This is a genomic window from Nocardia sp. NPDC059195, from assembly GCF_042754695.1.
GTDB lineage: Bacteria > Actinomycetota > Actinomycetes > Mycobacteriales > Mycobacteriaceae > Nocardia.
In genome coordinates this window covers 61,437-85,780 of record NZ_JBHZBG010000001.1, presented here as the reverse complement: position 1 = coordinate 85,780, position 24,344 = coordinate 61,437, and the positions used below count along the sequence as shown (strand labels likewise).

The 24,344-nt window shown below is 66.5% G+C and carries 24 protein-coding genes; 9 read left to right on the top strand and 15 right to left on the bottom strand.

From position 1 onward, the window contains the following. Positions 1-15 precede the first annotated feature (15 nt). Positions 16-1,218, top strand: a complete 1,203-nt coding sequence (locus ACFXKN_RS00350; RefSeq protein ID WP_379432068.1) for an AI-2E family transporter — start codon at positions 16-18, stop codon at positions 1,216-1,218. A 28-nt stretch (positions 1,219-1,246) separates the two neighbouring features. On the opposite strand, the gene ACFXKN_RS00345 is transcribed toward ACFXKN_RS00350, so the two are convergent. Together ACFXKN_RS00345 and ACFXKN_RS00340 are read right to left on the bottom strand one after the other, a co-directional pair. Beyond that, entirely contained in the window at positions 1,247-1,630 is a 384-nt protein-coding gene (locus ACFXKN_RS00345) for a DUF1304 domain-containing protein (protein ID WP_378948384.1), read from the bottom strand. Then, positions 1,627-1,854 carry a hypothetical protein gene (locus ACFXKN_RS00340; protein ID WP_378948381.1) on the bottom strand — a complete coding sequence of 76 codons (228 nt, stop codon included), beginning with the start codon at positions 1,852-1,854 and terminating at the stop codon, positions 1,627-1,629. Before ACFXKN_RS00340 ends, ACFXKN_RS00345 begins: the two co-directional genes overlap by 4 nt. A gap of 170 nt (positions 1,855-2,024) precedes the next feature. Between ACFXKN_RS00340 and ACFXKN_RS00335 the strand changes: the two genes are divergently transcribed. Continuing rightward, the gene (locus ACFXKN_RS00335) at positions 2,025-2,417 is read left to right on the top strand and encodes a hypothetical protein (protein WP_378948378.1); all 393 of its coding nucleotides are present in this window, start codon (positions 2,025-2,027) and stop codon (positions 2,415-2,417) included. A 72-nt stretch (positions 2,418-2,489) separates the two neighbouring features. After that, positions 2,490-3,773 carry a class I SAM-dependent methyltransferase gene (locus ACFXKN_RS00330; protein ID WP_379432067.1) on the top strand — a complete coding sequence of 428 codons (1,284 nt, stop codon included), beginning with the start codon at positions 2,490-2,492 and terminating at the stop codon, positions 3,771-3,773. Positions 3,774-3,825: 52 nt separating this feature from the next. Here ACFXKN_RS00330 and ACFXKN_RS00325 read toward each other — a convergent pair whose 3' ends face one another. Together ACFXKN_RS00325 and ACFXKN_RS00320 are read right to left on the bottom strand one after the other, a co-directional pair. Further along, positions 3,826-4,656 carry an SAM-dependent methyltransferase gene (locus tag ACFXKN_RS00325; protein ID WP_378948372.1) on the bottom strand — a complete coding sequence of 277 codons (831 nt, stop codon included), beginning with the start codon at positions 4,654-4,656 and terminating at the stop codon, positions 3,826-3,828. A 23-nt stretch (positions 4,657-4,679) separates the two neighbouring features. Continuing rightward, positions 4,680-5,597 (bottom strand): helix-turn-helix domain-containing protein, encoded by a 918-nt coding sequence (locus ACFXKN_RS00320; protein WP_379432066.1) that lies wholly within the window; start codon positions 5,595-5,597, stop codon positions 4,680-4,682. A gap of 152 nt (positions 5,598-5,749) precedes the next feature. Between ACFXKN_RS00320 and ACFXKN_RS00315 the strand changes: the two genes are divergently transcribed. Then, positions 5,750-5,914, top strand: a complete 165-nt coding sequence (locus tag ACFXKN_RS00315; RefSeq protein ID WP_378948366.1) for a hypothetical protein — start codon at positions 5,750-5,752, stop codon at positions 5,912-5,914. A gap of 13 nt (positions 5,915-5,927) precedes the next feature. On the opposite strand, the gene ACFXKN_RS00310 is transcribed toward ACFXKN_RS00315, so the two are convergent. Then, on the bottom strand, positions 5,928-6,566 hold the full coding sequence (locus ACFXKN_RS00310) for a TetR/AcrR family transcriptional regulator (RefSeq protein ID WP_379432065.1): 639 nt from the start codon (positions 6,564-6,566) through the stop codon (positions 5,928-5,930). 202 nt (positions 6,567-6,768) lie between these two features. On the opposite strand from ACFXKN_RS00310, the gene ACFXKN_RS00305 reads away from it, so the two are divergent. From ACFXKN_RS00305 to ACFXKN_RS00295, 3 genes are all read left to right on the top strand, one after another. Beyond that, positions 6,769-8,190, top strand: coding sequence for an NAD(P)/FAD-dependent oxidoreductase (locus ACFXKN_RS00305; protein ID WP_379432064.1), 1,422 nt, complete (start codon positions 6,769-6,771; stop codon positions 8,188-8,190). After that, positions 8,183-9,970, top strand: coding sequence for an FAD-dependent oxidoreductase (locus ACFXKN_RS00300; RefSeq protein WP_379432063.1), 1,788 nt, complete (start codon positions 8,183-8,185; stop codon positions 9,968-9,970). Before ACFXKN_RS00305 ends, ACFXKN_RS00300 begins: the two co-directional genes overlap by 8 nt. 70 nt (positions 9,971-10,040) lie before the next feature. Beyond that, positions 10,041-11,180, top strand: a complete 1,140-nt coding sequence (locus ACFXKN_RS00295; RefSeq protein ID WP_379432062.1) for an AI-2E family transporter — start codon at positions 10,041-10,043, stop codon at positions 11,178-11,180. A 95-nt stretch (positions 11,181-11,275) separates the two neighbouring features. On the opposite strand, the gene ACFXKN_RS00290 is transcribed toward ACFXKN_RS00295, so the two are convergent. The 6 genes from ACFXKN_RS00290 to ACFXKN_RS00265 form a co-directional block, all read right to left on the bottom strand. Continuing rightward, the gene (locus ACFXKN_RS00290) at positions 11,276-12,559 is read right to left on the bottom strand and encodes a dihydrolipoamide acetyltransferase family protein (protein ID WP_379432061.1); all 1,284 of its coding nucleotides are present in this window, start codon (positions 12,557-12,559) and stop codon (positions 11,276-11,278) included. 27 nt (positions 12,560-12,586) lie between these two features. Beyond that, positions 12,587-13,570, bottom strand: coding sequence for an alpha-ketoacid dehydrogenase subunit beta (locus ACFXKN_RS00285; RefSeq protein ID WP_378948346.1), 984 nt, complete (start codon positions 13,568-13,570; stop codon positions 12,587-12,589). Positions 13,571-13,589: 19 nt separating this feature from the next. Further along, the gene (pdhA, locus tag ACFXKN_RS00280) at positions 13,590-14,684 is read right to left on the bottom strand and encodes a pyruvate dehydrogenase (acetyl-transferring) E1 component subunit alpha (RefSeq protein WP_379432060.1); all 1,095 of its coding nucleotides are present in this window, start codon (positions 14,682-14,684) and stop codon (positions 13,590-13,592) included. A gap of 11 nt (positions 14,685-14,695) precedes the next feature. Further along, positions 14,696-16,144, bottom strand: a complete 1,449-nt coding sequence (lpdA, locus tag ACFXKN_RS00275; RefSeq protein WP_379432059.1) for a dihydrolipoyl dehydrogenase — start codon at positions 16,142-16,144, stop codon at positions 14,696-14,698. Positions 16,145-16,305: 161 nt separating this feature from the next. Next, positions 16,306-17,505 carry a PucR family transcriptional regulator gene (locus ACFXKN_RS00270; protein ID WP_379432058.1) on the bottom strand — a complete coding sequence of 400 codons (1,200 nt, stop codon included), beginning with the start codon at positions 17,503-17,505 and terminating at the stop codon, positions 16,306-16,308. Positions 17,506-17,545: 40 nt separating this feature from the next. After that, on the bottom strand, positions 17,546-18,040 hold the full coding sequence (locus ACFXKN_RS00265; RefSeq protein WP_379432057.1) for a MarR family winged helix-turn-helix transcriptional regulator: 495 nt from the start codon (positions 18,038-18,040) through the stop codon (positions 17,546-17,548). A 99-nt stretch (positions 18,041-18,139) separates the two neighbouring features. Here ACFXKN_RS00265 and ACFXKN_RS00260 point away from each other — a divergent pair, with 99 nt between their 5' ends. Next, a complete protein-coding gene (locus ACFXKN_RS00260; RefSeq protein WP_379432056.1) occupies positions 18,140-18,922 on the top strand; it encodes a dioxygenase in 783 nt (260 codons plus the stop codon). Between the two features lie 104 nt (positions 18,923-19,026). Here the strand turns inward: ACFXKN_RS00260 and ACFXKN_RS00255 are convergent, their stop codons facing one another. Continuing rightward, positions 19,027-21,264 (bottom strand): SDR family oxidoreductase, encoded by a 2,238-nt coding sequence (locus tag ACFXKN_RS00255; RefSeq protein WP_379432055.1) that lies wholly within the window; start codon positions 21,262-21,264, stop codon positions 19,027-19,029. 149 nt (positions 21,265-21,413) lie between these two features. Between ACFXKN_RS00255 and ACFXKN_RS00250 the strand changes: the two genes are divergently transcribed. Next, positions 21,414-21,644 (top strand): hypothetical protein, encoded by a 231-nt coding sequence (locus tag ACFXKN_RS00250; protein ID WP_378973448.1) that lies wholly within the window; start codon positions 21,414-21,416, stop codon positions 21,642-21,644. A 103-nt stretch (positions 21,645-21,747) separates the two neighbouring features. Here ACFXKN_RS00250 and ACFXKN_RS00245 read toward each other — a convergent pair whose 3' ends face one another. Genes ACFXKN_RS00245 through ACFXKN_RS00235 form a run of 3 tightly spaced genes read right to left on the bottom strand, consistent with a single transcriptional unit; the run spans position 21,748 to position 24,322 of the window. After that, positions 21,748-22,098: an SDR family NAD(P)-dependent oxidoreductase gene (locus tag ACFXKN_RS00245; RefSeq protein ID WP_378973423.1), complete on the bottom strand. Its 351-nt coding sequence runs from the start codon at positions 22,096-22,098 to the stop codon at positions 21,748-21,750. Next, complete coding sequence (locus ACFXKN_RS00240) at positions 22,095-23,117, bottom strand: phosphotransferase family protein (protein ID WP_378973419.1); 1,023 nt, start codon at positions 23,115-23,117, stop codon at positions 22,095-22,097. Before ACFXKN_RS00240 ends, ACFXKN_RS00245 begins: the two co-directional genes overlap by 4 nt. Then, entirely contained in the window at positions 23,114-24,322 is a 1,209-nt protein-coding gene (locus tag ACFXKN_RS00235; protein WP_378973414.1) for an acyl-CoA dehydrogenase family protein, read from the bottom strand. Before ACFXKN_RS00235 ends, ACFXKN_RS00240 begins: the two co-directional genes overlap by 4 nt. Between the last annotated feature and the right edge of the window lie 22 nt (positions 24,323-24,344).

Sequence of the window (24,344 nt, the reverse complement as noted above, 5' to 3'; positions counted from 1 at the left end):
TGCCAGACTAGCAACGTGAGCGGGCCGGTGCAGAAAACCAGTGGGGCACAACCGAACGGAAAGCCGTCGCGTGACCGCGGCGACGCGATCGGCGGCGGGATCCTGTGGCTGGCCAAATGGTCACTGTGCATCGTGGCGATCGCGGCGGGCGCGTGGGTACTCGGTACCGTCACCGCCCGGCTCTGGGTGGTGATCCTGCCCGTCGCACTCGCGATCGTGGTGACCACCATTCTGTGGCCGCCGACCCGCTGGCTGACCCAGCACAAGCTGCGGCCCGCGCTGGCCGCGTCGATCACCCTGCTGTCGTTCGTAGCACTGCTGGCCGGGGTCATCGCGCTGATCGTGCCCTCGGTGGCCGATCAGGCACCCCAACTCGCCGACAAGGCGACCGCCGGAGTCAACCAAGTACGCAACTGGATTCAGGGACCACCGCTGCGCATTCGCGACGAGCAACTCGATTCCGCGGTCGAAGCGATCGTGGGACGACTCCAGTCCAGCGGCGCGCAGATCGCCAACGGTGTGTTCACCGGCGTGTCTACGGCCACCTCGGTCCTGATCACCGTGTTCCTGGTCTTGGTGCTGGTGTTCTTCTTCCTGAAGGACGGCATACGTTTTCTGCCCTGGATGCATCGGGTGTTCGGCAACCGCAGTGGCCGCCACGTCGAAGCCGTCCTGGAACGAGTCTGGGCGACCCTGGGCGGATTCATCCGTACGCAGGCGATCGTCAGCATGGTCGACGCCGTACTCATCGGCGCGGCGCTGTTCATCCTCGACGTTCCGCTGGCGCTGGTGCTGTCGGTGATCACCTTCATCGGTGGATTCGTCCCGATGGTCGGAGCTTTCGTCGCCGGTGCACTCGCGGTCCTCGTCGCGCTGGTCGGCAACGGGCTCACCACAGCGCTGATCGTGCTCGGCGTCGTCATCGCGGTGCAACAACTGGAAGGCAATGTGCTGCAACCGGTCCTCCAGAGTCGCAGCATGGAATTGCACGCCGTTATCGTGCTGCTCGCCGTCGCCGCGGGCGGCTCGCTCTACGGCATCACCGGCGCCTTCCTCGCGGTACCGGTGGTCGCGATGGTCGCGGTGGTGATCCGCTACATCGGCGAGCAGATCGACGCTGCCACCGGTTCACGACCAGAAACAGACGAACCCGATATCGGTGAAGCCGTGGGCCCCCCATCACCCGACTCAGCCACATCACCCGACCTCAGCGCATAGCCTGGTCAGCCGTTCGCCGCGGATATGCTCAGAGCCGGGCGATCACCACAGCGACACAACCGATCAGCGGCGGGACCAACTGGATCAGGGCCGGACGCGCCTTGCCTGGTGACGACGCCAGCAGTACCACGCCGGCCGCCACCATCGAACCTGCACCGGCCAGTACCAGCGCGAGCCCGATTCCCTTGTCGCCGAACGCGGTGAACCCCATCCCGAACGCCGCCACAACGGCCAGGAAGAGGTTGTAGAACCCCTGATTGAAGGCCATCTCCTTGGTGGCCTCCGCATCCGCCGCGGATATCCCGAACGTCGCTCGCGTCCGCGCCGCCGTCCACTGCAGCGACTCCATCACGAAGATGTAGCCGTGCAGCAGCACCGCCACGCCGGTGAAGACCAATCCGATCGCGGTCATCGATCCGCCTGGCCTTTGCCCTTGCCCTTCCCCTTACCTTTGCCCTTCTCGTCGGCTTCGCTCCCGGGATCGTCCGCGTTGCCGGCCTTGCCACCATTCTCGTTCCCGGCGACCTCACTGTGTTGCTGGTGTGGGACGGGTGCCGATGGCTGAGCGGAGACAGTGCCCGCGGTCAGGAAAGCGGTGACGATGCCGGTGGCGACCGCGATCTTGTGAGTCGACACGTGTGAGCCCCTTCTCGAAGTGGAAGTAGTACGGCTGTGATCAACCTACGAGTAAAACGGACATATCCCTGGCACCGACCCGCGGACCGGCCAGCGACATCGTGGCGAATCCGCCATTCGGCGAGCACACTGTGGAGAGACAAGCCAACTCGTCCGCAGGAGGACACACGATGGCAAACACCGGGCCATTCGGCATCGATCCGGAAGACTTCGAACGCGCACTACGTGGGACGGGAGCCGAACTCAACGAACTGTTCGGGAAAGCCGCCGGATACCTGGATCGCGTGGATCAGGTCGGCGTCGGTGCGCTGTCGTCGCTGCTCGGCCAGTTCGTCCAGCCGCAACGCCCACGTTCAACGGCACCCGAGGGCGAAACCACCGGTGAGACCGGCAGCGGAGTGTGGGCGATCTACACCGTCGATGATGCCGGTCAGGCCAGGATCGACCAGGTGTTCCCGAACGAGCTCGAAGCCTTACGCGCCCACCGCGACAACACCGACGACCGCCGTCGGGTGCGGTTTCTCCCCTACGGCGTACCGGTGAGCGTGCTGGACTCGCCCTGATCGGACGCTGATCCAGCGGATGGCGCCGCGTCGTTGCCACACCAGCAACGCGACGCGGACCATAGTGGTCGGATGGGTAATCAGGCCACGATCGCCGCCGCGTTCGAACCTCTGCTGCGAGCCTCCTTGGGCCCACACCCCGCGGTGGGGTTCGAATTCTGGGACGGCAGCACGATCCAACCCGATGGTGACAGCCCCGGCACGATGCGTGTGCGATCCGAGGATGCGCTGCGCCACCTGGTCTGGGCGCCCGGCGAACTCGGCTTGGCGCGTGCATTCGTCTCCGGCACAGTGGATCTCGACGGCGACATCTTCCTGATGCTCCGAGCACTCCAGTCGACCGCGCCGAACGACGCCCGCCTCGGTCTCGGCGCCGCCTGGCAGGCCATCGGCGCGGCCCGGCAACTCGGGGCGCTCGGTCGCCGCCCGCCACGACCACCGGAGGAAGCGCGACCAGCACGCGGACCCCTGCACACCAAACATCGCGACGCGGCGGCGATCAGTCATCACTACGACGTCGGCAACGACTTCTACCGGCTGGTGCTCGGACCGAGCATGACTTATTCCTGCGCCCGGTTCGTGCCGGACGACGACAGCTCATTGGCGGACGCCCAGCGCGCCAAGCACGACCTGATCTGCCGCAAATTGGGCTTGGCCGAGCAGTCGGGTATGCGACTGCTCGACGTGGGATGCGGCTGGGGGTCCATGGCCATGCACGCGGCGTCGACCTATGGGGCGAAGGTTGTCGGCGTCACGATCAGCAGTGCTCAGGTCGAGCTCGCCCGCCGACGAGTCGCCGACGCGGGGCTGTCGGGCAGTGTCGAGATCAGGCTGACCGATTATCGGGACCTGCGCGGCGAAGAGTTCGACGCCATCTCCTCGATCGGCATGTTCGAACACGTCGGCTCCAAGCGCGCCGCGGAGTACTTCGACACCCTGCGCGCATTGCTGCGCCCGCGCGGACGGCTGCTCAACCACGCCATCTCCTCGCCGGGCGGCTCCGTCATGCGCAACAGTTCCTTCGTCGGACGCTATGTCTTCCCGGACGGTGAACTCGTCGATGTGGGCGAAGTCGTCCTGGCCATGGAACGCGCCGGATTCGAGGTTCGCGATGTCGAGGCCCTGCGCGAGCACTACGCGCGGACCCTTCGCCATTGGGTCGCGAATCTGGAAACCGCTTGGGAACAAGCGGTTTCACTCGTCGGCGAAGGGCGTGCACGAATATGGCGGCTCTATATGGCCGCCTCCGCTTTGGGCTTCGAGGACGGCGGACTCGGAATTCACCAGGTACTCGGCGTCGTCCCGGAAGCAACGGGAAACGCCGATATGCCCGCGACACGGCGCATCTGGGGATAGACCGCCGCGCGTTCCGGGATCGTCGCTGTCGCTCGAGAGCGCCTACCAGGAATCAGGATTTGCGACCGATACCTGCCCAGTACCAAGCACTGTCGGCCTCGGCGACGGCGACGGGACGGTCGACGAGTTCGGGTCGCCAGGCGGCGACGGGGACCAGCCCCGGCTCGATGAGGGTGGTTCCGGCGAACAGCTCGCTGGTTTCGGAGTTGCTGCGGGGGTGAAAGGAGATGCCCGAGGCTTCCGCGGCCGCCTTGACTCCGGCCATCGCCTCGGGTGCGAAATCCCCGGTGGGGTGGGTGATGACGACGTAGCTGCCGGCGGGGACCGCGTCGAGCAGCTCGGCGATGACGTCCTGGGGGCGGTCGCTGTCCGCGAAATACATCATGATCGCGACGAGCATGATGGCAACCGGCTGGTCGAGGTCGAGGGTGCTGGCGAGGTCGGGGTGGTCGAGGATGGACCGCGGGTCGTGCAGGTCCGCGTGGATGAATCGGGTGCTGCCCTGCTCGGTGCTGCTCATCAACGCTCGGGCGTGGGCGAGCACGATCGGATCTTTGTCGACGTAGACGACCCGCGCATTGGGGTCGAGCTGCTGGGCGACCTCGTGCGTGTTTCCGGCCGTGGGTATTCCGGTACCGATATCGAGGAATTGGGTGATCCCCGCTTCACTGACCAGGTGCCGGACCGCTCGGCTCAGGAAGGCGCGGTTGGCGCGCGCCATCGTCTTGATGGCAGGGACATGCTCAGCGATGACATCGCCGAGTGCCCGGTCCGCGGGGTAGTTGTCCTTGCCCCCGAGCCAGTAGTCGTAGACGCGTGCTTCGTGGGCGATGGTGGTATCGACATCGGTGGACAGTGATGCACCGAAGGCGTTGTCGGACATTGGATCTCTGTTCTGATCGGTGTTTACGAGGAGAGGTCGACAGTAGAGGGGGCCGTCCGGAGCGTGTCCAGGAGCGCAGTGGTCTGCTCGGGCGGAAGGGCGCAGACACACAGCCGATCCCAGACCGCATTGAATCGGTCCAGTTCGCTGGGCTTCTCGAGGAACTGGGGGCCGGACAGGTGCAGAAAGTGCGCGATATCGCTCAACTCGGGTGCCGCGAACCGCAGCATGGTGAACGGGGTGCCGCTGATGGCGGGGCCGCCGATGTAATCGGGGAGCACCTGCACAGTGATGTTGGGACGCTCCGACAACTCGGCGAGATGTTCCATTTGTCCCCGCCAGATCTCGGCCCCGCCGATCGGGCGGCGCAGCGCGGCTTCCTCGATGACAAACCACGCCCGGGGTGGATCGGTACGGGTGAGCAGTCGTTGCCGCCGGGCCAGCAATTCGATGCGGCGCTGGATGTCGGTGGCCGGTTGCCGATCGGCGATCGCGAAGACCGTGTGCGCGTACGAGGGCGTCCACACCACATCGGGCAGCAAGTTCGGCGCGTAGCAACGGATCATCGCGGCGGCATCCTCGAGTGCCAGATAGGTATCCGGTCGCGCGACCGTCAGATCCGCACCGGCTTGCCATCGTCCGGTCCGATTGGCCCGCTGCACAAGTCGCCGGTATTCGTCGCGCAGTTCGGCATCACGGACTCCGTACGCCGTCAGCAGATCGTCGACGTCCGCGACACGGAAGCCGACTCGGCCGGCTTCGAGCCGGCTGATCTTCGAGTGCGAGGCGCGGATCATCCGACCGGCAGCGTCCCCGCTGATGCCGGCGGCCTCACGCAAGCGCCGCAAACGCACCCCGAGCACCCGGCGCAGCAGAGCGGGATCTTCATCCGGATCCGGACCCGTGCAGGCGCCGACGACAGCGCTCAAATCCTCACTCACGACCACTCCTGTCGGCAACAAGCTTCGCGAACCTGAGTGTGCCACAACCTCTTACACGCCGATACTCAACTCCCTGCACGTGCAGATGCACGTGCATACCAGTAGACTCGGAGGGGATCGGTTGGGAGGGGCTTGCAATGAGAATGAGTGATATGACCGCGGGATTCGTCGCCGATCCGTGCGGCAGGGTCGGGATCGCCGAGGTCGTCCGGTCGTACGGGATCGACAAAGTACACATCAGGATCGAGCACCTGCGCGGCACCGGAATGCACTATGCGGCAGCAGCTATCGAACGAGAACTCGAGGCGCTCGGCTGATCGGAATCGAGCACTAAGGCGCGTCCCCATAGATGACGAGCCAGATCGCGCGCCCGAGCGATTCGGCCAATTCCTCCTCGCCGATACCGGTTTCGGCGGCGAAGGCGACGGAGATCGTGCGTTCTACCATCGAGGTGAGCACCAGCGCGGTGGCCCGGGGATCGAGTTGCTGGGCAACGTGGCCCGCTGCCTGTTCGGCCTCCAGCCGCGCGCGCACCAGTTCGGCGAAGGTCGCCACCCTGGAACGCCAGTAGGCACCGACTTCCCGGTCGTAGGAGCCGACTTCGCTGAGCGCGAGCAGCAGATAGCGATGGTCGCGGAATCCGCCGATCATCGCGCGCATCGCGCGCACGACGCCGGCCTGCTGATCGGTGTGCTCGGCACTCCACCATAATTCCGCCGCCGCGAACAGATCGGTGGTCGCCAATTCGGCCATCCGGATCAGCAATCTGCTCTTGTCCGGAAAGTAGCGATAGAAGGTTGACCTGGCCGACCCGGAGGCCGCGGCGATCTTCTGCACGGCGATCTCGGTGAACGGCGTTCCGTCGGCGAGCAGGTCTTCGACCGCGGCCAGTACACGACGCTCGAATTCGGCCCGCCGGTCGTCGGTGGGTTTGCGCGCTGCTCGCGGGACACGGGTCAGCGAAGACATCGGCGAACCGTCGCCGTGGCAGCACCCGGTGCGCTGGCATTGACCATGGCCCCATTGTGCCCGTAGCGCAGCGGGCCGCCGTGGCGGCGGGGTACGCGCCGCGGCAATCCCCCTGTCCTGGTTGGCTATTGACACCTGTGCGCGGCCCGTCTCATCATCAATCGGACACACTGTCCGAGACTTAGTGACCGAGGCGGTTCCCATGGTCGATGCCCTTGCCACCGCGGTCGAACGGGTCGACGTCGTCGTGGTCGGCGCGCGCTGCGCGGGATCGGCGACCGCGGCGACACTGGCGGGGGCGGGCCGCGACGTCGTCGTGCTCGACGCCGCCACCTTGCCGTCGGACACACTGTCCACCCATCTGCTCTGGCCGGCCGGCCTGGCCGAACTCCAGCGCCTCGACGCGTTGGCCGCCGTCGAGGCACTCGGTGCGCCACGGCTGACGCGGGCCTACGCACAGGGCGCCGGATACGGTGTCGGTTCCGGCTTTCCGCCGGTCGACGGCATCGACTACGCGATGTGCGTGCGCCGCACCGGACTCGACGCCGCGCTGCTGCGCACGGCGGAGGCCGCGGGCGCCGAGGTGCGGCCACGCTGTCGGGTGACCTCGGTGGTGTGGGACGGAAACCGTTGCGCCGGTGTGCGTTATCTCGACGCCGCGGGCCAGATCGTGGAACTTCGCGCCGCGCTCGTCGTCGGCGCGGACGGGCGGCGCAGCACCATCGCCAGGGCGGTGGGCGCCGAGCAGCCGTTCCTGACCGTGCCCAGCGGGCGCGACTGCTACTTCGCGTACTGGCGTGACACCGCCGACGCCCCACGCCACCTCGCCGCCCAGTGGCGTGCGGGCGCCGACCTCGGCACGGCCTTCCCCTGCGATGACGGCCTGGTGCTCAGCCTGGTGCAGCCACCCTCCGTCAGCGAACACGGACGCGGTCCCGGCTCGGCGGAACGCCGCTATGCCGAGGCCCTCGCCCGGATTCCGGACCTGACCACCCGACTGAGCGGCTGTGAGCGGGTGAGCCGGGTTCGCTCCGCCACCGGCATCTCCTCGTATTTCCGTCGTTCCGCGGGCCCCGGTTGGGCCCTGCCCGGCGACTCCGGACATTTCAAGGATCCCGTCACCGCGCAGGGCATCCGCGACGCACTGCACTACGGACGCACGCTCGCCGAGTCCGTCGTCGAAGCTCTCGACGACCCGCGTGCACTCGACGCGGCGCTGTCGGAGTGGGAGCGCCGTCGCGTCATCGAGTGCCGCGAGATCTTCCACTGGACCAACCGGCTGGCCCGTGGTGAGAACATGCGGCCCTTGGAGATCGAGCTCTACCGCAGCGCCGTCGGTAATCCGGAGCTGGCGGAGATCACCGTGGGCATCTTCTCTCGTACCCACCGGCCCGCCGAGCTCTACACCCCGGCACGCGCGCTCGGTCTCGCGGTCCGCGCGTTGCGCCATCAGCGAGCGCACCTGCCCGCCGTCCTCACCGACATGGCGCGCGAGATCCGCGACTCGACCCGCGAATGGCGCACCACACGAACGACCCTGCGCGGCAACGCACCGCACTCCGCGGCACCATCCACGCCGCGCGCTACCCTCACCATCGCAGGTCCAGGAGAACACCATGCCTGATCAGCCGATACCGTTGTCAGCACCGATCACCCGCCGCACCGCGTTGCGCGCCGGTCTCGTCGCCGGCGCCGCACTCGCCGTCGCTCCCCCGGTCGCCGCCGCGCCGAGCGCCCGGCGCACGCCACTGTTGCGCTCCGTCGGTAAGACGGTGGCGATATTCGGTGGCGGCATGGCCGGGCTGAGCGCGGCTCACGAACTGGCCGAGCGCGGATACGACATCACCGTCTACGAACCCGCGTTCCTCGGCGGCAAAGCGCGCAGCATGGGTGTGCCGGGGACGGCGTCGCCCGGTCGACAGGAACTGCCGGGTGAGCACGGTTTTCGCTTCTTCCCCGGCTGCTATCAGCACGTTCCCGACACGATGCGCCGAATCCCGTTCCCCGGCAACCCGAACGGCGTGCTCGACAACCTGGTGCGGGTCGAGGGGACCGTCGCCGGATTCCAGGATCTCCCGCCGATCTTCGCCCCGGTCGAGATCGGTGGACTGAGTCAACTGACGCCGGAACTGGTGCGCAACAGCATCATCGGCGCGCTCGGCTTCATCCCCGACCTACCGGCACACGAGCTGGCGTTCTTCGCCAAACAGATGCTCGTGTGGTTCACCTCCAGCACCGAACGGCGCTTCGGCCAGTGGGAATACGTGACCTGGGAACAGATCATGCATGCCGAGGGGAAGTCGCCCGCCTACCGGAAGTATCTGGTGAACGCGCTCACCCGGATCACCGTCGCCGCGAAACCACAGACCAGCTCGGCACGCACCATCGGCACTATCGGCGAGGCACTCGTCCTCGCCGCGTCCGGCACGGTCCCGCAGTTCGCCGGTGGTGTCGACCGTATTCTCAACCGCCCGACCAGCATCGCGTGGATCGATCCGTGGGTCGAGTACTTGCGATCACTCGGGGTCCGCTTCGTGATGGGTCATGGAGTTGCCGCGCTCCAGATGGCGGGCGGCCGCATCGCATCGGCAACGATCACCGGCACGAGTGGGAGCACTTCGGTGACCGCCGACCACTATCTGTGCGCCATGCCCGTCGACCGCACCGTCGATCTCCTCGACGAAGCGATCATCGACGCCGATCCACGCCTGGGCGGGATGCGAAACCTCGTCACCGACTGGATGGTCGGCATCCAGTTCTTCCTCCGCCGCACGACCGATATACCCGAAGGACACATCGCCGCACTCGGCTCCCCCTGGGCCCTCACCGCCCTGCGCCAAGCTCCGATGTGGGTGGGTGATTTCGCCGCGACCTACGGCGACGGCTCGGTGCTGGAATGTCTGTCGGTGGACATCTCCGACTGGGACACACCCGGAATCCGCTTCGGCCGCACTGCCAAGGAGTGCACCGCGCACGAGATCGCCACCGAGACCTGGGCTCAGCTCAAAGCCTGGCTCAACACCGGCACCGAGTGGCTACGCGACGAGGACATCCATTCCTGGCACCTCGACCCCGGTATCACCTGGTCCGGCGGCAGCATCCACAACGAAACCCCACTCCTGGTCAATACGGTCGGCTCCTACGACAATCGCCCCGATGCGCACTGCGCGATCCCCAACCTCTACTTCGGCGGTGATCACGTCCGCAACCACATCGATCTGGCCACCATGGAGGGTGCCAACGAATCCGGACGCGCCGCTGCCAACGCCATCCTCGATGCCGCCGACGATCCGAGTCCCCGCGCGCAGATCTTCCCGCTGGTATCCCTGCCCGCGTTCGCTGCCGCCAAAGCCATCGATGCCGATCGCTTCCGCGCCGGCCTACCGCACCTACTCGACGGCTGAGCCATTACCTTGCGAGCCGAGCCCGCGTTGGTGCCGGGAAATGGGCCGATCCGGGGCGACACTGGGAGCCGTGGACATCGACTCCCCGGACAACGCCCCGCAGGCGCCCGCACGGACCAGAATGCCGAAGTGGGTGCCCCGGGCGATGGTGCTGGCTCTGGTGTTCTTCGGGCTGTTCCTGCTCGCCGACTGGGCCTTCCACCGGCTGACCGGCCTTCTGATCATCCTGTTCGTCGCATTCTTCGTCTCCCTGGCGATGGAGCCGGCCGTCGCGGTGCTGGTGCGACGGGGTGTCCCGCGCGGACTCGCCACCGGCCTGGTGTTCGTCGGCACCTTCGCCTGTGTCCTGGCCTTTCTGGCCGCGCTGGTGACGCTGCTGGTGGAGACGGCGACCAACCTGGCCCATGAGACGCCGCGCCTGCTCAACGAGGGCGTCGCCTGGGTCAATCACACCTTCGGTCAGCACTTCACGGTGCACGACCTGAGCCAACGGCTGCTCCACGAGTCCGACCTGATCGAGGGCTACGCTCACGCCGCCGCCGACAACGCCTGGGGCGTGTCGACAACGGTCTTGGGCGGCCTGGCCCAGATCCTGACCATCGCACTGTTCAGCGTCTACCTCACCGCGGCCGGCCCGCGGGTGCGGCGCACCGTGTGTTCGCTCCTACCGCCTGCCCGTCAACAGACCTTTCTGCACGCCTGGGACCTCGCCATCGACAAAACCGGCGGCTACCTGTTCTCGCGGCTGATCCTGGCAATCATCTCCGCCGTCGCGCACGGGGTGTTCCTGTCGATCCTCCACATCCCCAACCCCATCGCCCTTGGTGTGTGGTTCGGCGTGATCTCCGCGTTCATCCCGACCATCGGTACTTACATCGCCGCGATCGTCCCGGTGTTCGTGGCGTTGACGGTCGACCCGCTCGACGCGGTGTGGATCCTGTTGTTCGCGGTCGTTTACCAGTGGTTCCAGGACTACTTGCTGCAGCCTCGGATCACCGCGCGCACCGTCGACGTCAACGCCGCGATCGCCCTGCTGTCCGTGCTGGCCGGTGGCGCGCTTCTCGGAGCGGTCGGTGCGCTCCTGGCCATCCCGGCTACCGCGACATTGCAGGCGTTCCTGTCCGAGTACGTGAAACACTTTGCGGTAACCGAGGATCCGCGTATCGAACAGACGACACCGCGCCGGAAACGAACCCCCATCCACGACTGAACCGCGCCACCGGCGGCGACACCGACCAACCCACACACTGTTGGCCGGCCCCACCCGAAGTCGTCGATCAGGTCGACGTTGCCAGTCGCCCGTCGTTACGCCACAATCCGCAGCGGGTTTTCGACCAGTTCTTTCAGATTTGCCAGGAATTGGGCTGCGACCGCGCCGTCGATAGCGCGGTGGTCCGCTGACAGAGTCACGCGAAGGATCTTGCGGGCGACCACATTGTCGCCATCCAGGCGTAGCTCGTCGGCCGCCGCTCCGACCGCGAGGATCGCGGACTCGGGCGAGTTGATGACCGCGGTGAATTGCTCGATGCCGAACATGCCGAGGTTGGAGATCGTGAACGTGCCGCCCGACATCTCGTCTGCGCGGAGCTTGCGATCGCGGGCGCGGGTCGCTTTGTCACGGCTCTCGGTCGCGATCTCGGACACACTCTTGCGGTCCGCGTCACGGATCACCGGAACGAGCAGCCCGGCCGGGGTCGCCACGGCGACGCCGAGATGGATTCCCTTGTGACGCAACAGCTTGTCACCCGCGAAGCTGACGTTGATCGAGGGATTCTTTCGCAGTGCGACGGCTACGGCCTTGACAAGCAGATCGTTCACACTGACCTTGCCTTCGCCCGCCGCGTCCAGCGTCGCGTTGATCCGGCCACGGAAGGCGAACAACTCGGTCACGTCGATCGCGCTGGTCACGTAGAAGTGCGGCGCCTGCTGCTTACTCTCGGTGAGCCGAATGGCCGAGACGCGCTGAATGTTCGTCAGCGCGACCTCCTCGAACTCCCCTGACACCGGAACAGGGTGCACAGCAACCGCACTCGTTTCGCGTGACGGCGTCGCGATGGCACTGGGAGTGGCGGCGCCGGCACTGTGAGCGGCCTCCACGTCTCGTTTCGTGACCCGCCCGCCGGGACCGGTGCCCACGACAGTGCCCATATCGACCTGCAACTCGCGTGCGATTTTGCGGGCGAGGGGCGAGGACTTGACCACGCCGGTCCGGGGCGAGCCAGAGCCGGTCTCACTGTGCGAATCACGGTGCGGCCCAGTGTCTTGGGCGGTCGAGCCGACGCCGGAGGGTGCGACGCTCGTTTGCGTGACCGCAGGAGCGGTGCCTCGTACCACGGAATCCGCAGTCGATGTGGTGCCATCTCCGACGATCGCGATAGGTTCGCCGATCGGGACACGAACGCCCGGCTCGGCGAGGATCTTTTCGAGGACTCCGTCGTCGTAGGCCTCGAGTTCCATCAGGGCTTTGTCGGTCTCGATCTCGGCGACGATCTCGCCGCGGGTGATCTGGTCGCCGACCTGCTTGAGCCAGGCGGAGACGACGCCGTCCTCCATGGTGTCGGAGAGCCGGGGCATGACGATTTCAGGCATGACTTGTGTCCGTCCTATTCCTGGTTCTCAGCGCCGCCGGCCGACGGCCGCCAGGGTTTCCGTCACCGCGGTATAGAGCGATTCCGCAGACGGCAGGGCGAGCTTCTCCAACGGCTTGGCATAGGGCAGCGGGACCTCAGCCATCGCGACGCGACGAACAGGCGCGTCGAGATAGTCGAACGCGCCATCGGAAATCGATGCCGCGATTTCCGCGCCGATACCGTAGGTGAGCCAGTCGTCCTCGCCGATGACCGCGCAACCGGTCTTGCGGACCGAGGCCACGATGGTGTCGCGGTCCAGCGGACGCAGGCTGCGCAGATCGATCACCTCCACCGAAATACCCTCGGCCGCAAGGCGTTGTGCGACCTCGGTGGCGACGGTGGCCATGCGGGAATAGCCGATCAGCGTGATGTCGGTGCCTTCCCGGGTGACCGCGGCTTTGCCGATCTGGACAGGTGGAAGATCCTCGGGAACTTCGCCTTTGGTGTTGTAGAGCGACAGGTTCTCCAGGAACAGCACCGGATCGTCGTCCTCGATCGCGGCCTTGAGCAATGCCCGCGCATCCGCGGGAGTGCTGGGTGCCACGACCTTGAGACCGGGCACGAAGGCGTAGTACAGCTCGATATTCTGCGAATGGGTCGCCCCGAGTTGCTGGCCGCCGCCACCGGGAGTCCGGATCACCATGGGCACGTTGGTCTGCCCGCCGAACATGCCGTAGATCTTCGCGGCATGGTTGACGATCTGATCCAGCGCCAGCAGCGAGAAGTTGATCGTCATGATCTCCACGACCGGACGCAACCCCAGCATCGCGGCGCCGATCGCCGCACCGACGAAACCTTCCTCGGCAATGGGGGTGTCGCGCACCCGCTTCTCGCCGAACTCCTCGAGCAAACCGGCGGTGATCTTGTAGGAGCCTTCGAAGACGCCGATCTCCTCACCGATCAGAAAAACGTCGTCATCGCGTCGCATCTCTTCGCGCAGGGTTTCGCGCAGCGCTTCGCGATAGGTCATGACAGGCACAGTGGAGTCCTCAGTGGGTGAAGAGCGGATCGGCGGGCAGACGGCGGGAATCGCCCGGCACCGGGGTGGCGTAGGTGTAGTCGAACAAGCTCGACGGCTCCGGATGTGGGCTCGAGTCGGCGAATTCGACGGCGGCGGCGACCCCGTCGGCCACCTCGCGGTCGAGATCGGCCAGCGACTGTTCGGTGAGCACCCCGGCGGCGAGCAGACGCTGCTCCCACAGCACGATCGGATCGTGCTCGCGGGCCGTGGCGACCGTGTCGGTGCTGCGGTACTTGGCCGGGTCGACGACCGAGTGGCCTTTGAGGCGATAGCTCACCGCTTCGAGCAGTGCGGGTTTGCCTTCGCGGCGGGCGTCTTCGATGAGTTCGCTCGCCAGGTCGCGCACGGCCAGCACATCGGTGCCGTCGACCCGCTCACCACGCATGCGATAGGCGGCGGCGCGCTTCCACAGATCCGGTTCGGCCGAGGACTTCTCGACCGTGGTGCCCATGCCGGTCTGGTTGTTGATCACCAGGAACACCACCGGCAGCCGCCACAGCGCCGCGATATTGAGCGACTCGTGGAACGCGCCGATGTTGGTGGTGCCCTCCCCCATCTGGCACACCACGACGTCGTCGCCGTCGTTGTAGTCGATGGCCAGTGCGGCGCCGATGGCCAGGGGAACCTGTCCGCCCACAATGGCGTAGCCGCCGAGCAGACGGGTCGCGGTGTCGTACATGTGCATCGAGCCACCCCAGCCCTTCGAGGTGCCGGTGGTGCGGCCGTAGAGCTCAGCCATCACTCGACCGGGCTCGATGCCCTTGGCCAGTGCGTATCCGTGTTCGCGATAGTTGGTGAACAGGTAGTCGGTGGGGCGCATCGCGGCACCCAGGCCGACCACGGTGGCTTCTTCACCGAGATTGAGATGGCAGTAGCCGCCGATCTTGGCCTGCTGGTAGCTCTGTGCGGTGCGCTCCTCGAAGCGTCGCACGAACAGCATGTCGCGGTAGAGGCCACGAAGGGTCTCGGGATCTTCTACCGCGACAGCGGATTCGACGTCCGTCACGGGATCGGTTTTCGTCGGCTTGCGGGTTGGCTTACTCCGCACGGTGGTCGTGGTCATGGTCGAGCTCCTCAACGCTTGCGTGGCGCGATGTGTACCGGCAGTCCGAGTCCGGCCATGGCCGCCTCCATACCGATCTCGCCGAGAGTGGGGTGGGCGTGAATGGTGTCGGCCAGCTCGTCGAGTGTGGCTTCCAGCGAGATCGCGAGTGCGCCCTCGGCGATCAGATCGCTGGCAGAGGGACCGATGATGTGCACGCCGAGCACTTCCTGATGTGCCTGCCCCGCAACGATTTTGATGAACCCCTCGGTCTCGCCGAAAGTCTTGGCCCGGCCCAGCGCCGCGAACGGGAACTTCGCGGTGATCACCTCGTGGCCGGCGGCGCGGGCGGCTTCTTCGGTGAGACCGACGCTCGCGATCTCCGGGTGGGTGAACGTCGCAGCCGGGATGACCGAGTAGTCGATGTGGGCGTCGTGGCCGGCGATCACCTCGGCCGCGGTGATGCCCTGGTGTGAGGCGACGTGGGCGAGCAGGGCCCGCCCGGTCACATCGCCGATCGCGTACACGTGCTCGACCCCGGTGCGTAGTTGATCGTCGACCTCGATGAAACCGCGTGCGTCCGTGGCGATTCCGGCCACGTCGAGGCCTAGCTCAGAAGTGTTCGGACGTCGCCCGACGCCGACCAGCACGACGTCGGCGTCGAGGTCCTGTGCCGCCGAACCGCCGACCGACACCCGCAGCGCGTCGCCCTCGGTGATGGCGGTGACCGTGGCGCCGGTCAGGACGGTGATGCCGCGCTTGCGGAACGACCGGCCGAGCGCGTCACCGATCTCCTTGTCCTCCAACGGAACCAGGCGGTCCTGCATCTCCACGACCGTCACCTGGCTACCGAACGTGGCGAACAGGCTGGCCCATTCCGCCCCGACCGCGCTGCCGCCGATGATCACCAACCGCTGCGGCACCTCGGTCAGCCCGAACGCGCCATCGGAGGTGACGACGCCGGGCAATCCCGCGCCCGGGATGGGCAGCTGTGCGGGCACCGAGCCGGTCGCGACGATCACGTCGCGCGCGCTCACCCGGCGCACAGCGTTTCCCGCGGCGGCGGCGTAGCGGGGGCCGCCGTCGAAGATCGGCGAGGCGCCGACCTCGTGTACCTCCACGACGGTCGATTCGACGAACCGGGCATGGCCCTCGATCACCGTGACCCCGTTGGCCTTCAACAGGCCCGCGACACCGTCGGTCAGCTCTTTGACGATGCCGTCTTTGCGTTGCCGCACCGCGGCGAAGTCGTAGCGCACATTATCGGCGTAAACGCCGAATTCCGCTGCGGTGGCGAGGGTCTGGAACACCTCTGCCGAGCGCAGCATCGCTTTGGTTGGGATGCAACCCCAGTTCAGGCATACACCGCCGGGGCGCTCCTTCTCCACAACACAGACCTTCAGGCCGCGTTGCGCGGCGCGGATCGCGGCCACGTATCCGCCCGGTCCACCACCGATCACCAATAGATCGAATTCCGGCACTCGTGGTGCTCCTCAGCTCGAACGATCAACCCCTCCGCGGTTGCGGCTCGGGTCATCTGTCGAGTCTTGTGGTCCACAAATGCACAAACAATCTACCGACAGCCCAGAATTCGGGGCTAGAGAATGGGCGCAGCGCCCAATCGGTCGCAGCGGCGTGGCACTCAGCCGGGTGTGTTCACGCCCATCTCCAGTGCGGCCAAGGCGAGGGAAAGCTCCAGGTAGGACCGTTGTCCTTCCAGTCGCCGACCCAACAGCGAGGAGATCCGCTGGAGCCGGTTGATCACGGTGTTGCGATGGCAGTGCAGCCGGGGCGCGGCATTCGCCGCCGAGCAGTTCTCCTCCAGCCAGATCGCCAGCGTGCGCAACAAGATCTCGTGCTCCTTCGCCGGCAGTGCCAGCACCGGGCCGAGGGTGCGAGCGATCATCAGCGCGGTCAGGTCGGGCGAGCGCAGCAACAGCGCTTCCGGGTAGCGCTCCTCCAACGACACCAAACCCCCCGCCGCCGCGGGCACGGTCTCCAAGCCGAGCATCGCCAGCGCATGCCCCGTCTCGATGTGCGCCAATCCCTGCACCACGGGCGAAGCCGCTGCCCGGCCCCGGATCCGATTCCGCACCTGGTCCAGCACAGCCGAACCATCCCGCTGCTCGAGCGAGACCAGCCCCACCACGGTGTCGACGCGATCGTGCCACACCGACCGAATCCCCAAGGCCGCCAACGCGGTCTCGGTCCCGATCTCCACATTCGGCCGGTCGCCGCGCACCGCGACCACCAGGTACCCGCCGTGGGCGGGCAGGTTCAGCTCGCGCGCCGCACGCGCGGCGAACGTCGCGTCGCGCGCGCTGCCCGCCAGCAGCTCCTCGATCAACCCGTGTCGACGACGCTCGTCGCGACGTACCTGCTCCAGTTCGGTGCTGCGATAGGAGGTGACCAACGCCGACGACATGCCGTCGATGGCCGACCAGGTGGCCACCCCGATCTTGCGGACCTCGCCGGGCGGGAGTTCGCCCGCCCTGTCGAGTAGCGCCTCCCACACGATCTGACCGCCGAGCCGGAACGTCCGCAACATGACCTCCAGTGGCACGCCCTGCGCCGCGCGATTGCGGCCGATGGCCGCGGCGACATCGTCGCGGTCCGGGCCGGTCACGTCGCCGGCGACAAGATCGAGCACCCTGGTCAGATAGCGGCAGCACGCATGGCGCAGGTCGTCCCGGCTGACCGGCGAGTAGTCGGTCCACTCCGGGATGTCGGTGAAGATCGCGGCGATCAGCTGCCGGGTCAGCCCAGGAATCTCGGTTCGGCACGCGGCCACCAACTGCCTGGTGCCCGCCGGGGGCGGGGTGTGTTCGGGTCGCGCGGCCATGTCGCTAGACGCTACGCGCGGGCGCCGCTGATCAGGATCATCACCTCGACCGGCCATCACGCCCCGGGCGTTCGGCAGTGGGTGATTGCATGCGGTGAGCTACCTTCCCCAGACCCTCCGCGATGGCGGTGAGCTGCTCGGGTGTCAGCACATCGATGAAGGCCTCGCGGACGAGGCCGACATGGCCAGGGGCCGCCTGACGCAGGGCATCGCGACCGGCATCGGTGAGCCTGGCGTTGACGCCCCGGACATCGGTGGGACACAACTCGCGCTGGACCAGCCCGGCCTTCTCCAGCTGGCCGATCTGATAGGTCAGCCCGCTCTTGGAGTTGAACAGCGCGTCGGCGAGCTCGGTCATCCGCAGTCGCCGGCCCGGTGCCGCGTCGAGACGGACGAGCACCTCGTACTGGACGTGGGAGAGCCCGGCGTCGTTCTTGAGCTGAGCCTCGATCTGCCGGTTCAGCAACGACCACCCGGCGATGAGGGCATGCCAGGCGCGGCTCTCGTCCTCGTTCAGCCACCTCGGTTGATCCATTACCCCAGCTTAACGCACATTGTTCAAATTCGAATAATGATGTACCTTCGACTATGTAGTTCAAATTCGAACAACATGACCGGAGGGTGAGAGAAGAACATGAACGCAGACAACACCGCCCCGATGCCGGTGCTCTACCTCTCCCACGGTGCGCCACCGCTGGCCGACGATCCGATCTGGCCGGGCCAGCTCGCCGCCTGGTCCGCCGAGCTACCCGAACCCACCGCAATCCTCATGATCTCGGCCCACTGGGAGGACGCTCCGATCACTCTCGGCGCGACGACCACCGTGCCTCTGGTGTACGACTTCGGCGGCTTCCCGCAGCACTACTACGAGGTCACCTACCCCGCACCCGGAGCGCCGGAACTGGCCGAGAAGGTACGCAAACTCCTCCGCGGACCCGGGCGATCGGTGCAGGATGCCGCGCACCGAGGACTCGATCACGGCGCCTACGTGCCACTGGTGGAGATGTACCCGGACGCACAGGTACCGGTCCTGCAGATGTCGATGCCGACACTGGACCCTGTCGGACTCATGGAAATCGGCCGGAAACTGGCACCACTGCGAGAAGAAGGCGTACTGATCATCGGAAGCGGGTTCTTCACCCACAATCTGCGCGCGCTGACCCATGACGGCTCGGTGCATCCGGTGATGACCGAGTTCGACGACTGGGGCCACCGCGCTCTTGCCGCGGGCGACATCGACACGCTGCTCGACTTCGAAGACAAAGCCCCCGCGTCACGATTGGCGCATCCGCGCACCGAACACTTCGCCCCACTCTTCGTCACACTCGGCGCGGGCGCCGACGACATCACCACCCAGCGCACCGTCATCGACGACTTCTGGCTGGGTTTGTCCAAACGCTCCATCCAGCTCGGCTGAGACAACCCCGGTCCGGTACCTCAGCCTGGCCTACCCGAGCCAAGGACATGATCATGCGAAGCGGCGAGAACAGATCAGCCGCGAGTTCAGCACGTCCGCGGAACTCAGAGGGACAGGAGTTGTGTTCCGGGATCGCAGGTTTCGATCAATGCACGGTAGTCGTCGGCAGTGAGCTGATGGGCGGTACCGATGCGGGTGGTATCGAGGGTGGCGGCGCTACGGGCAAGCCAAGTGGGATCGGGGTCGATATCGAGGAATGCGGCCAGCTGCGTCAGTTCTTCGGTCGGTCTGGTGAGCAGGCGCTCGAAGGACAGCGGGAGATGCCGGTCTGGTGGCAGGTCTGCGAGGGCGGTGGTGCCGATGTGGACGAGTTGTGACCACATCCGTCCGAATCGGCTCAGGGGTATGTCGAGGTCGGCGAGGTAATCGGAGTCGATGCGGTCGCCGAGCAGTTCGGCGGCCTCGGCCGGGATAGCCGCTGGGTCGAACTGCCAGTACCGTTCAGTCCCGGCATCACCGAGGGCAAGTAGGTCGAGCCCGTCTTGGATGAGGGCCATCATGCGGTAGCCGGTCTGGCGGCTCATGGACAGCGCGGTATCGGGACCGTTTCGGTAGAGGTGGACAAAGCGCGCGTCGGGGAAGCTGTGGCGCAACCAGGTGGCCCAGCCCAGTGACATGCCGGAGCGTTCGACGACGACCGATCCGCCGAAGCGTGCCGCAAGCCACCCGAACAGTGAGCGGAAGTGTTGTGCGACACGCTGTTCGGGCCACCCGGAGACCTCGACGGACAGTTCGTCGAAGGCCATATCGGGTGTGTCGGACAGGTGGGGCAGTGTCATCAGACTGATCGCGGGGATGCCTGTGGAGTCTGCGTCGAACCGAGTGCCGGACAGATGGGGGTAGAGCAGTTCGGGTATGCCGGAACCGCCGCGAATCATCGGGTCGAACAACGGATGCGGATCGGCCAGGACCTGCCAGAATTGTTCGGCGGTCAGGATGGTGTCGGGAGTTGTCGAGGTCCGTACCGACAGAAAGAACTCATTGAGACTCAACACATCTGGATGCGCGCGCAGAATGCGTGAGACGGCGGTGGATCCGCTGCGGCCTGTGGTGACCACGAATGTCAGCCCCCGGACGGCCGTAACGTCCCGAATCAGTGGCGGTGCCGGGATCGGTTGCGGGGCTGGGATCGTGCGGGCAGCGATGCGGTCCGGCGCTGGCTCGTTTGCGCCTGTCTCCGCGATTTCGCGGTCGAACCCGATACCGGAGAGCAGGTAGTTCAGGTCGACTGTGGTCTCACGAGTCGGTGGGCCGATCAACCGGCGAGACGTGGTGTCGTCGAATGTCCGGCGGTGTGCCAAATAGGGGATGACGACGCGAGCAGGGCTACGAATGACACTGCGCTCGTACAGGTTCGGATTCGTCAGCGGTTCGGAGACCAGAGTCAGCGGGAGCGGTGACATACGCTGCAGCAGCTCCGTCACCACGGGCACTGCTACGTCGTGATGATGCACGATGTTGCAGGTAGTGAGCCCGGATGGCGCGGTGCGACTAAGGCCGACCATGGCGCTCGCTGCCTCTTCGACCGGCATGAAGTTCAAATGCCCGCGACGGTCGCCTACCAAGCGCAGCGGCGGCAAGCTGGCGCGCGATCGACTGCCGGACAATCCGCGCAGCCGCTTGCCGGCCTCGGCGCTGCTGTTCAGCTGCAACAGGGTGTGCACGGGAATCGCCGGATGCGGGGCGCGATCCGTGATCAGGATGCTCGGCCGCATGACCACGACCCGTCGACCGCTGCTGCGCGCGAATTCCCGCACCAGGACCTCGCCCTCATATTTCGAGTGCTCGTACGTGGTTTCGAATCCGGCGCTGTCGTCGAGTTCCTCCTCGAAGACCCGGCCGTGCAACGCGCGACGCCCGGCAACGAAAGCCGTACCGATATGAAAGAGGTCCGGGCGCCGCCGACCCACGCTGACGAATTCGAGGACACGCGCGGTGCCGGTCACATTGACCGCGCGCATGTCCTCGAGTGTGGAGGCAAGCTCCGTCGACGCCGCCACATGCCACACCGCGTCGACGCTGTCGGCCAGCTCATGAAATCGGCTGCTGCTCAGCCCGAAATGCGGGCTCGTCAGCTCCACGCGAACCACCGAGCAGCGCTCCGGCAGCTGCTCAACAAGCTCAGCCGGCGTTCCAATCGCATTCAGCGATTCCGTCAACGAGACCATGGTCGCCACAGGATCGCGGCGGGTCAGAAATGTGAATCCGCCATCACCGGAAAGCAACTCCCGCATCAGGTGTATGCCGAGGAACCCGGTGGCACCTGTTATCGCACATCGCATTCCAATACCCCTCATCGGATCGAACCACGAGGTCACCACAGCGGGCAGACTGTACTGAGGCAATCTACGTCACACCAACTCGCGATCACGCCGGTGCCCCGGCTGGAGTGCACAGACAGGCCGTGCTTGAACTATTCCTGGTGTCCCGGATGATCGAAGCCCACGACAGGGGCACCGACACAGCACAGGCGATCAGAGAGTCGATCGCCGAAACCGGTCGCATCATCACCGCTGCCGCATTTGTATTGCTCATCGTTACCGGGGCTGCGGCACTCTCGCACATGAGCTCGATGAAATCGCCGGTCTCGGCATGGCGTTGGCGATCGCGCTCGACGCGACAGCGATTCGCATGCTCCTGGTACCCGCGACCGTCGTCCTGATGGGGAGAGCCAACTGGTGGAAGCCCACATTCCGATCTGTCCGAACCTTGACGAAGTAGCGTGGCTACCGTTCGAATTCAACAGTGACTCAACACTTTCCGGATCAGCGCTGGGGCACCCCGGGCACCGCCCTGGCCCATTGATCAGATGGCTCGGATCCACCTTGCCCGGCGGATGGTTGATCCGTCGCCTGAATCCCTTGGACCGCCTCAATCGTCGAGTGCCGGTCCATGTGCGCGGTGAGTACCCGCGCGACGCCTTCCTCATCGGACATGTCGGCGGCGACCGCGATCACCTCGGCTGCGCCGCGGGCACGCAGGTCCGCGGCGACGGTGTCCAGTCGGTCGGCATCGCGCGCGGTGATGGTCAGCGAATAACCCTGCTGGGCAAGCCGATTCGCGATGCCGAGGCCGATGCCCCGGGAAGCGCCGCTGATCAGCGCGGACTTGGTCATCTCCGGTGTCCTTTCATCGCACGCAGTCCGGCCGCCATGAATTCCGGGGTCGCCTCGGCCGCGCGTTCGGCGGCGGCACCAGCACCGGAGCCTTGTAGCGCGCGGTGGGTGATGCCTTCGCCGATCACGCCGAGTTTGAAGTTGGCGAGCGCGAGGTAGAAGCCCCAGTCGCCGAGGTCACGTCCGGAGGCCATCGCGTAAGCCTGCGCCAAGATGTCGGCGGTCGGCATCCGCTCGCTGGTCCACGCCGCAGACGAGCCGAGGACGCGGTCGAACGCCGGCGAGCGGTACACGCACATCAGGGCGACATCGGTGAGCGGATCTCCGAGAGTCGACATCTCCCAGTCGATGACGGCGCGCACCTTACCCGGGTCGGCCGCGTCCAGAATCGTGTTGTCGATGCGGAAGTCTCCGTGCACGATCGAGGCCGCCGATTCACGCGGCACCGCCTCCGACAGTGCCGCGTGGAGCGCCGCGACATCGGCGAGTTCCCGGGTCTTCACCCGATCCCATTGCGACGCCCACAGATTCACCTGGCGTTGGACGAAACCCGTGGGGCGCCCGAAATTGTCGAGCCCCACCACGTGCGGGTCGACCTCGTGCAGCCGGGCCAGAACACGCACCAACTCGGCCACACTCGCCTCGACCTGGTCGTCGGTCAGGGTTGCGAGGTCGTCCTGGTCGCGGATCACCAGCCCGTCGACGTATTCGACCACGGTCATCGGGGCCCCGAGTGCGGTGCCGTGCGCATCGAATGCGACGGTCTTCGCGACCGGCACCGCCGAGCCCTGGAGTGCGTCGGTGACGGTGAATTCGCGGGACATGTCGTGCGCGGACGGGGTGAGCCCGGCGACGGGCGGACGGCGCACCACCCAGGTCGAGTCGTCGTCGGCGGCGGTGTAGGTCAGATTCGAGCGCCCGCCGCTGATCAGTTCCACCCGCAGCTCACCCCGGACCGGCACGCCGCTTTCGCGCAGGAATCGTTGCAGTGCGGGGATATCCATACCGGGCAGGCTCATCCGGCGTCCTGCTGGGCGCGCTTGGCCGCGCTCACCGCGCGCTTGGCGATGGCCCACCGATGTACCTCGGACGGACCGTCGTAGATCCGGAACGGACGGACCTCGCGCGAGAGCCGGGCCAGCGGCAGGTCGGCGGAGACGCCGAGGCCACCGCACATCTGCATGCTGCGGTCGATGATCCGGAAGATCGCCTCGGCGGCAAAGGTTTTCGCGATCGAGGTGGCATTCGCCGCCGATTCGCCGCGGTCGAGTTCCCAGCAGGCGCGCATCAGCAGTGCCCGGGTGGCGGCGATGTCGATCTCGTTGTCGGCGATCATCTTCTGGATCATGCCGAGATCGCCGAGCCGCGAGCCGAATCCGCGCCGCTGCGCCACCTGCGCCACCGCCACATCGTGGCCCCGCCGCGCGGCGCCGAGCCAGCGCATCACGTGCGTCATGCGGGCAGGACCCAGTCGCACCTGGGCGTACTCGAAGCCGCGGTCGACCGCGCCGAGCACCGCGGAATCCGGGACGAGCAGGTCGTCGAAGAACACCTCGCAGTGACCGCCCACCATCGACCGGTCCAGGGTGTCGATATGCCTGCCCACCCGGATACCGGGACTGTCGGCGGGGGCGAGGAACATGGTCGCGCCGCCGCGCTCGCCGGGCTCACCGGAGGTGCGGGCCATGATGATGAAGAACCCCGCACCGTCGGCGCCGGTGATGAACCACTTGTGGCCGGTGATCCGCCAGCCGCCCTCGGCGCGCACCGCACGAGTGGCCAGTGCCGAGGGGTCCGAGCCCGCTCCCGGCGCCGGTTCGGTCATCGCGAAGGCCGAGCGCACCTCACCGCGTGCGAGCGGTGCGAGGAACTGCTCCTTCTGCGCGGGATCAGCGATATGGGCGAGCATGTGCACATTGCCCTCGTCCGGTGCGGCGATGTTCAGTGCCGTCGGGCCGAACAGGGAATAGCCCGCTTCCTCGAAGATCGGGGCGCGGTCCGCCATCCCCAGGCCGTGGCCACCGTATTCGACCGGCGCATGCGGTGCGAACACACCGGCCTCGCGCGCAGCTTTTTGCAGGTCGATACGCAATGCGTCGCCGCCCGCAGCGGCGATGTCGCCGTCGTGCGTGTCGTCGAGCGGGATAACCCGGTCACGAATGAAGTGAGCGGTGCGCTCAGCCAGGCGCTGCACCTCGGGCGTATGGGATAGATCGATCGCCACGGATCCACTCCTATAATCGCAG

Bases quoted from the DNA above. Each gene is read 5' to 3' on its own strand.
- ACFXKN_RS00260 (WP_379432056.1), top strand. From the start codon at position 18,140: ATGAACGCAGACAACACCGCCCCGATGCCGGTGCTCTACCTCTCCCAC.
- ACFXKN_RS00290 (WP_379432061.1), bottom strand. From the start codon at position 12,559: ATGCCTGAAATCGTCATGCCCCGGCTCTCCGACACCATGGAGGACGGC.
- ACFXKN_RS00330 (WP_379432067.1), top strand. From the start codon at position 2,490: ATGGGTAATCAGGCCACGATCGCCGCCGCGTTCGAACCTCTGCTGCGA.
- ACFXKN_RS00335 (WP_378948378.1), top strand. From the start codon at position 2,025: ATGGCAAACACCGGGCCATTCGGCATCGATCCGGAAGACTTCGAACGC.
- ACFXKN_RS00265 (WP_379432057.1), bottom strand. From the start codon at position 18,040: ATGGATCAACCGAGGTGGCTGAACGAGGACGAGAGCCGCGCCTGGCAT.
- ACFXKN_RS00245 (WP_378973423.1), bottom strand. From the start codon at position 22,098: ATGACCAAGTCCGCGCTGATCAGCGGCGCTTCCCGGGGCATCGGCCTC.
- ACFXKN_RS00270 (WP_379432058.1), bottom strand. From the start codon at position 17,505: ATGGCCGCGCGACCCGAACACACCCCGCCCCCGGCGGGCACCAGGCAG.
- ACFXKN_RS00345 (WP_378948384.1), bottom strand. From the start codon at position 1,630: ATGACCGCGATCGGATTGGTCTTCACCGGCGTGGCGGTGCTGCTGCAC.
- ACFXKN_RS00315 (WP_378948366.1), top strand. From the start codon at position 5,750: ATGACCGCGGGATTCGTCGCCGATCCGTGCGGCAGGGTCGGGATCGCC.
- ACFXKN_RS00305 (WP_379432064.1), top strand. From the start codon at position 6,769: ATGGTCGATGCCCTTGCCACCGCGGTCGAACGGGTCGACGTCGTCGTG.
- ACFXKN_RS00310 (WP_379432065.1), bottom strand. From the start codon at position 6,566: ATGTCTTCGCTGACCCGTGTCCCGCGAGCAGCGCGCAAACCCACCGAC.
- ACFXKN_RS00300 (WP_379432063.1), top strand. From the start codon at position 8,183: ATGCCTGATCAGCCGATACCGTTGTCAGCACCGATCACCCGCCGCACC.
- ACFXKN_RS00285 (WP_378948346.1), bottom strand. From the start codon at position 13,570: ATGACCTATCGCGAAGCGCTGCGCGAAACCCTGCGCGAAGAGATGCGA.
- ACFXKN_RS00325 (WP_378948372.1), bottom strand. From the start codon at position 4,656: ATGTCCGACAACGCCTTCGGTGCATCACTGTCCACCGATGTCGATACC.
- ACFXKN_RS00250 (WP_378973448.1), top strand. From the start codon at position 21,414: ATGATCGAAGCCCACGACAGGGGCACCGACACAGCACAGGCGATCAGA.
- ACFXKN_RS00240 (WP_378973419.1), bottom strand. From the start codon at position 23,117: ATGAGCCTGCCCGGTATGGATATCCCCGCACTGCAACGATTCCTGCGC.
- ACFXKN_RS00255 (WP_379432055.1), bottom strand. From the start codon at position 21,264: ATGCGATGTGCGATAACAGGTGCCACCGGGTTCCTCGGCATACACCTG.
- pdhA (WP_379432060.1), bottom strand. From the start codon at position 14,684: ATGACCACGACCACCGTGCGGAGTAAGCCAACCCGCAAGCCGACGAAA.